The organism is Candidatus Accumulibacter sp. ACC007, from assembly GCF_907163205.1.
Classification (GTDB): domain Bacteria; phylum Pseudomonadota; class Gammaproteobacteria; order Burkholderiales; family Rhodocyclaceae; genus Accumulibacter; species Accumulibacter regalis.
The window spans coordinates 1,394,543-1,406,238 of record NZ_CAJQUD010000001.1 but is presented as its reverse complement, the minus strand read 5'-3'; the positions used below and the strand labels follow the sequence as shown (position 1 = coordinate 1,406,238).

General features: G+C 65.7%; 10 protein-coding genes. 7 read left to right on the top strand and 3 right to left on the bottom strand.

Going from position 1 to position 11,696, the window contains the following annotated elements; all coding sequences use genetic code 11:
• Positions 1 to 64: 64 nt before the first annotated feature.
• The gene (locus QZ634_RS06095; RefSeq protein WP_291986427.1) at positions 65 to 1,177 is read right to left on the bottom strand and encodes a mechanosensitive ion channel family protein; all 1,113 of its coding nucleotides are present in this window, start codon (positions 1,175 to 1,177) and stop codon (positions 65 to 67) included.
• A gap of 211 nt (positions 1,178 to 1,388) precedes the next feature.
• On the opposite strand from QZ634_RS06095, the gene QZ634_RS06090 reads away from it, so the two are divergent.
• Genes QZ634_RS06090 through QZ634_RS06070 form a run of 5 tightly spaced genes read left to right on the top strand, consistent with a single transcriptional unit; the run spans position 1,389 to position 6,520 of the window.
• Positions 1,389 to 2,636: an ABC transporter substrate-binding protein gene (locus QZ634_RS06090; protein WP_291988042.1), complete on the top strand. Its 1,248-nt coding sequence runs from the start codon at positions 1,389 to 1,391 to the stop codon at positions 2,634 to 2,636.
• A gap of 23 nt (positions 2,637 to 2,659) precedes the next feature.
• A complete protein-coding gene (locus QZ634_RS06085) occupies positions 2,660 to 3,568 on the top strand; it encodes a sugar ABC transporter permease (RefSeq protein ID WP_291988040.1) in 909 nt (302 codons plus the stop codon).
• A complete protein-coding gene (locus QZ634_RS06080; RefSeq protein WP_291986426.1) occupies positions 3,565 to 4,458 on the top strand; it encodes a carbohydrate ABC transporter permease in 894 nt (297 codons plus the stop codon). The genes QZ634_RS06085 and QZ634_RS06080 overlap by 4 nt, the downstream gene beginning before the upstream one ends.
• 31 nt (positions 4,459 to 4,489) lie before the next feature.
• Positions 4,490 to 5,620: an ATP-binding cassette domain-containing protein gene (locus QZ634_RS06075; RefSeq protein WP_291986423.1), complete on the top strand. Its 1,131-nt coding sequence runs from the start codon at positions 4,490 to 4,492 to the stop codon at positions 5,618 to 5,620.
• A 57-nt stretch (positions 5,621 to 5,677) separates the two neighbouring features.
• Positions 5,678 to 6,520, top strand: coding sequence for a DUF3014 domain-containing protein (locus tag QZ634_RS06070; protein WP_291986422.1), 843 nt, complete (start codon positions 5,678 to 5,680; stop codon positions 6,518 to 6,520).
• A 44-nt stretch (positions 6,521 to 6,564) separates the two neighbouring features.
• Here QZ634_RS06070 and menC read toward each other — a convergent pair whose 3' ends face one another.
• Together menC and menB are read right to left on the bottom strand one after the other, a co-directional pair.
• Positions 6,565 to 7,686: an o-succinylbenzoate synthase gene (gene menC / locus QZ634_RS06065; protein ID WP_291986420.1), complete on the bottom strand. Its 1,122-nt coding sequence runs from the start codon at positions 7,684 to 7,686 to the stop codon at positions 6,565 to 6,567.
• 61 nt (positions 7,687 to 7,747) lie between these two features.
• Positions 7,748 to 8,587 carry a 1,4-dihydroxy-2-naphthoyl-CoA synthase gene (gene menB, locus QZ634_RS06060; RefSeq protein ID WP_291986418.1) on the bottom strand — a complete coding sequence of 280 codons (840 nt, stop codon included), beginning with the start codon at positions 8,585 to 8,587 and terminating at the stop codon, positions 7,748 to 7,750.
• A gap of 136 nt (positions 8,588 to 8,723) precedes the next feature.
• On the opposite strand from menB, the gene QZ634_RS06055 reads away from it, so the two are divergent.
• Together QZ634_RS06055 and QZ634_RS06050 are read left to right on the top strand one after the other, a co-directional pair.
• Positions 8,724 to 8,924: a hypothetical protein gene (locus QZ634_RS06055; protein WP_291986416.1), complete on the top strand. Its 201-nt coding sequence runs from the start codon at positions 8,724 to 8,726 to the stop codon at positions 8,922 to 8,924.
• A 9-nt stretch (positions 8,925 to 8,933) separates the two neighbouring features.
• Positions 8,934 to 11,696, top strand: coding sequence for a sensor histidine kinase (locus tag QZ634_RS06050; RefSeq protein ID WP_291986414.1), 2,763 nt, complete (start codon positions 8,934 to 8,936; stop codon positions 11,694 to 11,696).

The window sequence follows — 11,696 nt, the reverse complement described above, 5'->3', positions numbered from 1 at the left end:
AAAGCCCCCGTTCCCGCGTCGGGGCGTTGGGCGGGCGTTGCTTGCCGGTCGATCGTTTTGCCAGCTAGCCTTCCGACGGCGCACGGTCCTGGCCGCTGGTGACGTGCAGGGTACGCGTTGGGAAGGCGATCTCGGCACCGTGGCGGGCGACGATTTCGGCGATCTTCAGCATCACGTCCTGCTTGATCTCGTGGAATTCGACCCACGCCGTCGTCCTGGTGAAGGTGTAGACGAGGATGTCCAGAGAACTCGCCGAGAACTGCTCGAGGTTGACGATCATCGTCTGCTGCTGATCGATCTCCGGGTGGCTGCGCAACATGGCCTTGATGTCGGCGGTGATGGCGGCGACCTTGGCGACGTCGTCGTAACGTACGCCCACTGTTTCCTTGATGCGGCGATTGCTCATGCGCGACGGATTCTCCACGGCAATCTGCGCGAAGATGCCGTTCGGCACGTAGAGCGGGCGTTTGTCGAAGGTGCGGATGCGGGTCAGACGCCAGCCGATCTCTTCGACGGTACCCTCGATGTCCTTGTCGGGTGAGCGGATCCAGTCGCCCACGGCAAAGGGGCGATCGAGGTACACCATCAGGCCGCCGAAAAAGTTGGCGAGCAAATCCTTGGCCGCAAAGCCGACGGCAATGCCGCCGATGCCGCCGAAGGCAAGGACACCGGAAATCGAGAATCCCAGACTTTGCAGACCGACGAGCGCGGCGGTGATGAGCACCGATACGCGCAGCAGCTTGCCGATCGCGTCGACGGTGGTACGGTCGATCGACTCGCCCCGTGCCAGACGCTGGGCGATTATGGCCTCCTGAACATTGCCGATGAAGCGCACGAGAAACCAGGCGATGCAGGCGATTACGCCGATGACACGCAGCGGGTCGATGATCTCGAAGACCGTCGCATCGGTCCCCCTCTCGACGATGCGCGCGGCAAAGGACAGGCCGAGCACCCAGGCGACGACCGTGAGCGGCTGGCGCGCCGCCGAGACCAGGGCGTTGTCCCAGGGGGTCGAGGTCTGCTGTGTGCGAGCCTCCAGGCGGGCAAGCACTCGGCGCAGGATGAAGTTCGCCACCACCACGCCGAGAACGACCAGAAACACCTGCAGAACCAGCAGCAGGGTTGCGTCGTTTCCGCCCACACGGGTGAGCAGTGTCTCCAGCCAATCGACTTTCATTTCTTCCTTCCGGCGTTGTTCAGGCAGCGCATTCTAACGTGCCGGGCGGCAGGCCATCGTTCGAGCCCTTGGGCGCATCGGCTACAATGCTCGCAAACTGGCGACAGGCGTTTGCCTGATCGTTGTCTCGCGCACCGGCACCCGCAAACACCGGAGACATCGCATGCAACTCCCCAGTAGCCGCTCTGTCAGCAGTCTGTTTCTCGTCGGCATGGCCTTGCTTGGCAGCCTTCGCGCCATGCCGGCCGCGGATGCTGCCACGATTAGCGTCGCCTGCTCGGGTGTGGGCCAGGAACTGGAGTTCTGCAAAGGCGCTGCCGACGCGTGGGCCAGGAAGACCGGCCACACGCTGAAGATCGTCACCCCACCCAACGACGCCAGCGAGCGGCTGGCGCTGTACCAGCAGTTGCTTGCCGCGCGCTCCGACAGGATCGATGTCCTGCAGGTCGACGTCATCTGGCCGGGCCTTCTGGGCGGCCACCTGCTCGATTTGCGGCCCTACGCCAAAGGCGTCGAGGAGCAGCATTTTCCCGGCTTCGTCGCCAACAACACCAGCCACGGTCAGCTGCTGGCGATGCCCTGGTTTGCCAACGCCGGTCTGCTCTTCTACCGCAGCGACCTGCTGCACAAATACGGGCGGCAGGTGCCTGTGACCTGGGAGGAACTGACGGCCAGCGCGCGCGTGATCCAGGATGGCGAGCGCGCGGCCGGCAACGAGCGCATGTGGGGCTACGTCTGGCAGGGCCGCGCCTACGAAGGCCTGACCTGCAATGCGCTGGAGTGGGTGGCCAGCCACGACGGCGGCAGCATCGTCGACGCGAGTGGCAAGATCGGCATCGACAACCCACGCGCTGCGCTGGCGCTGAAGACGGCGGCGGCGTGGGTCGGCAGCATCTCGCCGACGGCGGTGCTCAACTACGCCGAAGAGGAGTCGCGCGGCGTCTTCCAGGCCGGCAACGCGGCGTTCATGCGCAACTGGCCATACGCCTGGGCGCTGGCGCAGGCCGAAGGCAGCGTCATCCGCGGCCGGGTCGGCGTGGCGGTGTTGCCAAAAGGCGCTGGCGCAGGGCGGCACGCGGCGACGCTCGGCGGCGAATCGCTGGCCGTCTCCAAATACTCGCTACACCCGGCCGCCGCGGCTGATCTGGTGCTGTACATGACCAGCGCCGCGGTGCAGAAGGATCGTGCGCTGCGTGGCTCGTTCAACCCGACGATCGCCGCGCTCTACCAGGACGCCGAGATCCTGCAGGCCAACCCGTTCATGGGCGAGCTGTTGGGGGCGTTCACCAGCGCCGTTGCACGCCCGACCACGGTTACCGGCGTGCGCTACAACCAGGTCAGCCACCAGTTCTGGAACGCCGCCCACGACACCCTGTCGGGCAAGGCGACGCCCGAGCAGGCGCTGGCCCGGCTCGAACAGTCGTTGCAGCGGCTCAGCCGGCGCGGCAAGTGGCGGTGATTGCCGACCTGCCGCGTGACGGCATGCGCTTGCGCGGCGGGCTCGCCGCGCAGCGCGTGCGCCATGCCTGGTGGATGGCGGCGCCGATGCTGGTCGTTCTGGCTGCGGTCGGCGGCTGGCCGCTGCTGCGCACGATCTGGTTCAGCCTGACCGACAGCGACTTGTCGAGCCTTGGCGACTACGCGTTCATCGGTCTGGAAAACTACGTCGGCGAGTACGGCCTGCTGGCCAGCCCGGACTGGTGGCAGGCGGTCGGCAACACCCTGCTGTTCACCGCTCTTTCGGTCGGGCTCGAAACGCTGCTCGGACTGGGCGTTGCGTTGCTGCTCAACCAGGCTTCGCGCCTGCGTACGCTCCTGCGTGCGGCACTGCTGGTGCCCTGGGCGATACCGACGGTGGTCTCGGCGAAGATATGGAGCTGGATGCTGCACGACCAGTTCGGCATCGTGAACCATCACCTTCTGGCGCTTGGCGTGATCGCCGTGCCGCTGGCGTGGACCGCCGACCCGCAGCTGTCGCTGTTCAGCGTCGTGCTGGTCGACGTCTGGAAAGCCACCCCCTACATGGCGCTGCTGATCCTGGCGGCGCTGCAGATGGTACCGGTGGACTGCTACGAAGCGGCGCGGGTGGACGGCGTGCCGCGCTGGCAGGTCTTCCGCCGCATCACGCTGCCTCTGATCATGCCCGGCCTGCTGGTGGCGATGATTTTCCGCACGCTCTACGCGCTGCGTGTCTTCGACCTGATCTACGTCATGACTTCCAACAGCCGCGATACGCAGAGCATGTCGGTCTTCGTGCGCGAGCAGTTGATCGATTTCGGCCTGGTCGGCTACGGCTCGGCCGCCGCGACCTCCCTGTTCTTCATGATCGCGCTGCTCAGCATCGTCGCCATGGGCTTGCTGGGCAAGACGGTCGAGCGGGCGGCGCGATGAGTGGAGGGAACGCAGCGGAGGGGTCAGCGAGGACCTCGCAGCGCCGTGCAGCGCCGGGCCGGCGTCGCTTTCCCTGGGGTTTAATCGCCTACTGGGCCGCCTCGCTGCTGTTCATCTTCGTCTCGATCTTTCCGCTGCTCTACGCGCTGTCGACTTCGTTCAAGCAGGGCAGCGCGCTCTTCTCTCCGACGCTGTGGCCCGAGGCGCCGACCTTTGCCAACTACAGCGGCGTTTTCACCGAGCAGCCGTTTGCGCAGAACCTGCTCAACTCGCTGCTCGTTGCCGGCAGCGTCGTGACGCTGTCGCTGGTCCTCAGCCTGATGGCCGCGTGGGCGTTCGGGCGGGTCGAGTTTCGCGGTCGTGGACTGCTGTTGATGCTCATCCTTTCGGCGTCGATGCTGCCGCAGGTGGCGGTACTGTCGGGGATGTTCGAGCTGGTGCGCGCCTTGGCCATGTACGACACGCTCGGCGCGCTGGTCGTCGCCGACCTGGTGCTGACCCTGCCGTTCACCGTCTGGGTGCTGGTGACCTTCATGCGCCAGTTGCCCAAGGAGCTCGAAGAGGCTGCGGCGATGGACGGCGTCGGCGTGCTGACACTGGTTTTCCGGGTCTTCATGCCGCTGCTCTGGCCGGCGATGGTGGCCACCGGACTGCTCGCCTTCATCGCTGCGTGGAACGAATTTCTCTTTGCGCTGACCTTCACGCTGTCGACCGAGGCGCGCACGGTGCCGGTGGCGATCGCGCTGATCAGCACGCCGAGCGGCTTCGAGCTGCCCTGGGGCAAAATCATGGCCGCGTCGGTGATCGTCACGCTGCCGCTGGTGGCGCTGGTGGTGGTCTTTCAGCGGCGCATCGTCGCCGGCCTCTCGGCCGGGGCAGTGAAGGGGTGATGGTCATGAGCTGGCGACGAGGGACGAGGCGATGAGCCGCATCGAACTGCGCGGTGTCAGCAAGGACTTCGGCAACACGCCGGTGTTGAACGACATCGACCTGAGCATCTCGCCAGGCGAGTTCTGCGTCTTCGTCGGCCCTTCGGGTTGCGGCAAGTCGACGCTGCTGCGTCTGCTCGCCGGCCTGGAAGACCCCAGCGCAGGCGAGATCGAGATCGACGGCGTGCTGGTCAATCACCTGCCGCCGGCACGGCGAAACGTGGCGATGGTCTTCCAGAGCTACGCCTTGTACCCGCACATGAGCGTCCATCAGAACATGGCTTTCGGTCTGCAGCACCGCAAGCTGCCGTCCGACGAGATCGAGCGGCGCATCGCCGACGCCGTGCGCATTCTGCAACTCGAAACCCTGCTGCAGCGCCGGCCGAAGGAGTTGTCGGGTGGCCAGCGGCAGCGGGTGGCGATCGCTCGCGCCATCGTCCGCCAGCCGAAGGTTTTCCTGTTTGACGAGCCCTTGTCCAATCTTGACGCCGCATTGCGCGTGCACACGCGCCTCGAGATTGCCCGGCTGCACCGTGCGCTGGGCTCGGCGAGCATGGTCTATGTGACGCACGACCAGGTCGAGGCGATGACGCTGGCCGATCGCATTGTCCTGCTGCAGCCTCTGGCTGGCCGCAGGGGCGCGCCGAGCGTGGCGCAGGCGGGCCCGCCGCTGGACCTCTACCACCATCCGGCCAATCGTTTCGTCGCCGCCTTCATCGGCTCGCCGGCGATGAACTTTGTCGACGCCAAGGTGAAGTCGCTGGGCGACGAGCAGGTCATTGCCGACGCGAGCGGCATGCTCTGCGCAGCGCGGCTGTCGTCGCAGGGCCTGACACCCGGCGAGCCGGTGACCCTGGGTATCCGGCCCGAGCACGTCGTGCTCGGGCAGGGGCCGCAGCGCGCGCGTGTCAGCCATGTCGAGCGCCTTGGCGAACTCAGCCACGTCTATCTCGACCTGCCCGGCGCCAGTACGCCGCTGCTCGCCAAGAGCCCGCGCGACGACATCGCCATTGGTGAGCTGTTGGCCTTCGATTTTCCCGCCCAGGTCATGCATCTGTTCCGCTCCGATGGCGTCGCGCAAGCACGCGCAGCGGCTGCAGCGCGACCAGCAGCGGGCGCGTAAAATCACATTGGTACGAACCGTCATGAATTGGCTAACTTGCAATGGAGAGAGGTCTTGATGAATGATTTGTCACGTTCGCTGATTGCCGGAGTGGTCGTTCTGGTCGTCGCCGGAAGCGCTTATCTGTGGTGGCAGGATCGGCAGGAAAAGCAAGGCGCAGAACCGGTTCCGCTCAGGGCAGCAAATACCAGCGTGCTCGAGCCGGCGGCGCCCGGGCCGGCGCCCTTTCACCACCCTATCGAAGCGGTCGCGCCGCCAGTTGCGCAGCCTTTGCCACCCTTGACCGACAACGGCAGCGAAGTGAGCGACGCGCTGGTGGGTCTGCTTGGCCGTGAGCAGTTGTTGTCCTTTGTCGAGGCGAGCGGTTTTGCGCAGCGCGTCGTGGCGACGGTCGATAACCTTGCGCGTGGCCATGCTGCCTCACGCCTGTGGCCCGTGCTCCCTGCGCCGGGGCGCTTTCAGGTCGTCGAGCGTGACGGGGCGACCTACATCGCCGACGACAATCGCGATCGTTACACCGCTTTCGTACGTTTTGCGTCGGCGGTCGATACCGACGCTGCGGTGGCTTTGTACGTACGCATGTACCCCATGCTGCAACAGGCTTACGAAGAGCTGGGTTATCCGGGCAAATACTTCAACAACCGGCTGATCGAGGTCATCGACCAGTTGCTGGCGACTCCCGATCTGCTCAAGCCGATTCCCCTGACGCTGGTCGACGTCAAGGGAGCGGGCGAGACGCCGCGCCCCTGGGTGCGCTACGAGTACGCCGACCCGTCGCTCGAGGCGCGTCCGGCGGGCCAGAAAATCCTCCTGCGCATGGGGCCGGGGAACGCCGGCCAGCTGAAGGCCAAGTTGCGCCAGTTCCGCCAGCGCATCGCCAGCGGTGGCGTGACCGGCTGAGGCCTGGCACCGGCACGGGTGGCCGGCGGGCGCCGGAAACAGCCTCAGCCCGGCGCCCGCCGCGCGAGCGGCGAAAACACGATTCCCTGATAGGGCGCGAAGCCCAGGCCGGCCGTGGACGGCAAGAGCAGGCGACCGTTGACGATTGCCGGCGGCGGGCCGGTGTCGGCGGCCAGCCACGCCGAGGTCGCCAGCCCGTGCGCCAGCCGATTGTCGATCGCCACAGCCAGATGGGCAGCTGCGCTGATGCCGCAGGCGCTTTCGACGCTGCTGGTGACGACGCACTCCAGGCCGGCGCCGAGCGCCCGCTGGGCCAGCGAGAAAGCGGGCAGCAGACCGCCGCAGCGCGTCGGCTTGATCACCAGTCGGCGCACCGGCCTTGCGTCCATGAGGCGCTCGGTGTCGAACAGCGAAGCCGATTCGTCGATCGCTATGGCCAACCTGGTTTGCCTCTGCAGGCTTTGCAGCTGCGGCAGCGTTGGCTGGGCCAGCGGCTCTTCGAGCATCTCGATCGGCAGGTCGGCGCAGGCGTGCAGGAAGCCTTCGGCGGCAGCAAGGTTCCAGGCGCCATTGGCGTCGAGTCGCAATTGAACGCCGCGCGGCAGCAGCGCCGCGACGCGTCGCAGGCGTTCTATTTCGTCGTCGATCGAAGCCACGCCGAGCTTGAGTTTGAGGACCCCGAAGCCCGCATCACAGGCGGCGCGTACGCGATCGTCGGCAAGCCGGGCGAGGCTGCCCAGGGCGGCATTCACCGCCACATCGGTCGGCAAGGGACGGGGCCAACCCCCCCGCTGACTGGCGAGCAGGCAGGCGGCGAGTGATCGTCCGGCGGCCTGCGCGGCGAGATCGAGAAGCGCCATTTCGACGCCCAGGCGCGCCGCCGGTGCGTCGCCGGGGCCGGGGCGGGCGTGGATGGTCTGCAGAGCGTCGCCTGGCGACATGCCGATCAGGCGTCGCGCCAGCGCGCACAGTTGCGACCCGGCGTGCCTGGGCGTTTCCGCTGCGTTCCCCGGCAGTGGCGCACAATCGCCGTAGCCACTCGCCCCACTCTCGTCGTCGAGGCGCAGCAGCCAGCCTTGGCGCGCGCCGAAGCTGCCGGCCGCGGTCAGCCAGCTGGCGCGCAATGGCAGGCGGTAGGGATGGATCGCGGCGGCAGTGATGTTCATCGAGCGAAGGAGGCAGTGACCAGGCGCAGGCGCTGCACACGCACGCCGCACTCCCTCCAGGCTACGGGCGTCGTCGATATTTCGAGAAATCCGGCGGCCGTTTCTCGAGCCAGGCGTTGCGTCCTTCCTGGCCTTCCTCGGTCATGTAGAACAGGCCGGTGGCATTGCCGGCGAGTTCCTGGATTCCGGCCAGGCCGTCGGTGTCGGCATTGAAGCCGGCCTTGATCATGCGCAGCGCCATGGGCGACAGGCGCAGCATGTCGCGACACCAGCGCACGGTTTCCTCCTCGACTTCGGCCAGCGGAACGACGGTATTCACCAGGCCCATGGCCAGCGCCGCGGCGGCGTCGTACTGGCGGCAGAGCAGCCAGATTTCCTTGGCCCTCTTCATGCCGATGGTGCGGGCCATGAGGCCGGCACCGAGACCGGCGTCGAAGCTGCCGACGCGCGGGCCGGTCTGCCCGAAGCGGGCGTTGTCGGCGGCAATCGTCAGGTCGCAGACCAGATGCAGGACATGCCCGCCGCCGATGGCGTAGCCGGCGACCATCGCCACCACCGGTTTCGGGCAACGGCGAATCTGCATCTGCAGGTCGAGGACGTTGAGATGCGGCATGCCCGCCTCGTCGTGGTAGCCGCCATCGTCGCCGCGCACGGTCTGGTCACCGCCCGAGCAGAAAGCCTCGTGTCCCGCACCGCAGAGGACGATCACCCCGACCTCGGGATCGAACTGTGCCTGGTGAGTGGCGTCGATCAGCTGGGCAACGGTTTCCGGCCGAAAGGCATTGCGTCGCTCGGGCCGATTGATGACAATGCGGGCAATGCCTTCGGCAAAATCGTAGCGAATGTCGGAGTAGGCCTTGCTGGCGGCGCGGGGCTGCCAGTCGAGAGCGGGGCGGATCATGGCGGCAGTTTCCTCGGCAAAGGGGGGACGGCGGGCAGTATAGCCGTTGCAGATCGTCAATCGACGATGACGCACGGCGGGGCCCGGGGAGCTTTGTCCCGGATGGCGCCAAGTGCTTTCTACGCGGGAGGGTGGCATGCAGCGAAGGATCCTGGCGGGTGATCGACTGATAGCGGCCTTCCTGGCCGGCTGCGTTCTCTTCAACTATCCGCTGCTGGCGGTGTTCGACCGGCCCACGGAGGTGTTCAACATTCCCCTCCTTTATGTCTATATCTTTCTCGCGTGGGCCGTCGTCATTGCCCTGATGGCCTGGGCCGTCGAACGTCGTCTCAAGTAGCTGGCGGCCATGCTTGAACCCCCCGTAGTCATCGCCGTCGCGCTGCTCTATCTCGGGCTGCTGTTTGCGGTGGCGTGGTGGGGCGACAAGCGCGCGGATCAGGGGCGTTCGATCATTGCCAGTCCGACCATCTACGCGCTGTCGATGGCCGTTTACTGCACCACCTGGACCTTCTACGGCAGCGTCGGTCGCGCTGCCGTGTCGGGAATCGGCTTTCTGCCGGTTTACCTCGGTCCGACGCTGGTCATGGCGCTCGGCTGGATCGTGCTGCTGAAGATGATTCGCATCGTCAAGGCCAACCGCATCACGTCGATTGCCGACTTCATTTCCTCGCGCTACGGCAAGAGCCATGGGCTCGGCGGTCTGGTGACGATCATCGCCGTGGTCGGCATCATTCCGTACATCTCGCTGCAGCTCAAGGCCGTGTCGAATACCGTCAGCCTGCTGCTCAGCTACCCGGAAATCGTCATGCCACATCGCAGCGCGACGATGTCGGTGGGGGCAGACATCAGCTTCTACATTGCCTTGATCCTGGCCGCCTTCACCATCGTCTTCGGGACCCGGCATCTCGACGCCACCGAACGTCACGAAGGAATGGTCGCGGCGATTGCGCTGGAATCGGTGGTCAAACTGGTCGCCTTCATGGCCGTCGGCGTGTTTGTCACTTACGGCATCTACAACGGCTTCGGTGACATCTTCGATCATGTCGAGGCCCATCACGAGCTGCGCCGTTTGCTGACGGCCATTCCCTCGGGGGCAGGCTATACGGGCTGGTTTTCGCTGATCATCCTGTCCGGGCTGGCCATTCTCTTCCTGCCGCGGCAGTTTCAGGTGGCCGTCGTCGAGAACGTCAACGAGGCACACCTGAAGCGCGCGGCGTGGATGTTCCCGCTGTACCTGCTGTTGATCAATGTTTTCGTCCTGCCAATCGCCGTCGGCGGGCAGTTGCATTTCGCCGGGCAGGGCGTCGATGCCGATACCTTCGTTCTGACCTTGCCGATGTCACAGCGTCAAGAGGGTCTGACGCTACTGGTCTTCATCGGGGGATTGTCGTCGGCTACCGGCATGGTCATCGTCGAGACCATTGCCTTGTCGACAATGGTCTGCAACGACCTGGTGATGCCCATGCTGCTGCGCCACAATCGTGCCGCGCTCGCCGAGTCGAAGGACCTCTCCGGCCTGCTGCTCGGTATCCGGCGCGGCGCCATCGTGGTCATCCTGCTCCTTGGTTACCTCTACTTTCGGCTGGCGGGCGAGGCCTACGCGCTGGTCGCCATCGGCCTGATCAGTTTCTCGGCCGTGGCGCAGTTTGCGCCGGCGCTGATCGGCGGCATGTACTGGCGCGGCGGAACGCGTGGTGGCGCGCTGGCCGGTCTGAGCGCAGGCTTTGCGGTCTGGGCCTACACGCTGCTGCTGCCGTCGTTCGCAAAATCCGGCTGGCTTCCCGGTGATTTTCTCGCCCAGGGATTTTTCGGGGTCGACCTCCTGCGGCCGCAGCAACTGTTCGGTCTGACCGGCATCGACGAGATTTCGCACTGCCTGTTCTGGAGCTTCCTTGCCAATATCGGCGCCTACGTCGGGGTGTCGCTGCTGCGCCCGCCCATGGTTGCCGAGGCGACGCAGGCGACCCTGTTCGTCGACGCGCTGTCGGAGACCGGGCAGGGCGGGGCGGTACTCTGGCGCGGGCGGGCGCAGGTCAGCGACCTGCAGGAACTTGTCGGGCGCTTTCTTGGACCGACGCGCGCGCAGGCGGCGTTTGCCGCTTTCGCCCGCCGTCACGGCCGCGACGGCAACTCGACACCGGAGGCCGATGCCAAACTTGTGCAGTTCGCCGAATCCCTGCTCGCCGGAGCGATTGGTAGCGCTTCGGCGCGGGTGATGGTTGCCTCGGTGGCCAAGGAGGAGCCGCTGAGCATCGAGGAAGTGATGCATATCCTCGACGAAGCGTCGCAGCTGCGCACCTACAGCCGCGAACTTGAGCGCAAGTCACGCGAGCTTACCGCAGCGACGCTGGAACTGCAGGAGGCCAACGAGCGCCTCCAGGAGCTCGATCGCGTCAAGGACGACATCATGTCCTCGGTGACGCACGAGCTACGCACACCGCTGACGTCGATCCGCGCTTTTTCGGAGCTGTTGCGCGACGATCCGAAGATGCACCTTGCCGACCGCGAGCGTTTTCTTGGCTTGATCGTCAGCGAGGCCGAGCGTTTGACACGCTTGATCAACCAGACGCTCGATCTGGCGAAAATCGAGTCCGGCAGAGCCGACTGGAACGGCTGCGAGCTCGACCTGAAAGAAGTCGTCGAACAGTCGATCGCTGCCACCAGTCAGCTGGTGCGCGAGAAAGAGGCGCACGTCGAGGTCGATCTGCCCGATAATCTACCGCTGATTCTTGCCGATCGGGATCGCTTGATTCAGGTCATGCTGAATCTGCTCTCCAATGCGGTGAAGTTCCTGACGCCGGGTAGTGGTCGCATTCGCGTCACCTTGAGTCGGCGGGAAGATGGCCTGGAAGTCAGCGTTGCCGACAACGGTCCCGGGATTCGCCCGGAAGATCAGCAACTGGTTTTCGAGAAGTTCCGCCAGGTAGGCGATACGATGACCGCCAAGCCGTCCGGCACGGGTCTTGGGCTGCCGATCAGCCGGCGCATCGTCGAACACTTCGGTGGCCAGTTGTGGGTCGAGAGCGTCCCCGGCGAGGGCGCCACATTTCGTTTCACCTTGCCTTTTGCGCCTGCGCAGCCGCCAGCGGATGAGTCACCGGCCGCGTAG

What these genes read in the sequence shown, in the direction of transcription:
- QZ634_RS06095 (WP_291986427.1), bottom strand. Translation starts at nt 1,177, where the DNA reads ATGAAAGTCGATTGGCTGGAGACACTGCTCACCCGTGTGGGCGGAAAC.
- QZ634_RS06090 (WP_291988042.1), top strand. Translation starts at nt 1,389, where the DNA reads ATGGCCTTGCTTGGCAGCCTTCGCGCCATGCCGGCCGCGGATGCTGCC.
- QZ634_RS06085 (WP_291988040.1), top strand. Translation starts at nt 2,660, where the DNA reads ATGCGCTTGCGCGGCGGGCTCGCCGCGCAGCGCGTGCGCCATGCCTGG.
- QZ634_RS06080 (WP_291986426.1), top strand. Translation starts at nt 3,565, where the DNA reads ATGAGTGGAGGGAACGCAGCGGAGGGGTCAGCGAGGACCTCGCAGCGC.
- QZ634_RS06075 (WP_291986423.1), top strand. Translation starts at nt 4,490, where the DNA reads ATGAGCCGCATCGAACTGCGCGGTGTCAGCAAGGACTTCGGCAACACG.
- QZ634_RS06070 (WP_291986422.1), top strand. Translation starts at nt 5,678, where the DNA reads ATGAATGATTTGTCACGTTCGCTGATTGCCGGAGTGGTCGTTCTGGTC.
- menC (WP_291986420.1), bottom strand. Translation starts at nt 7,686, where the DNA reads ATGAACATCACTGCCGCCGCGATCCATCCCTACCGCCTGCCATTGCGC.
- menB (WP_291986418.1), bottom strand. Translation starts at nt 8,587, where the DNA reads ATGATCCGCCCCGCTCTCGACTGGCAGCCCCGCGCCGCCAGCAAGGCC.
- QZ634_RS06055 (WP_291986416.1), top strand. Translation starts at nt 8,724, where the DNA reads ATGCAGCGAAGGATCCTGGCGGGTGATCGACTGATAGCGGCCTTCCTG.
- QZ634_RS06050 (WP_291986414.1), top strand. Translation starts at nt 8,934, where the DNA reads ATGCTTGAACCCCCCGTAGTCATCGCCGTCGCGCTGCTCTATCTCGGG.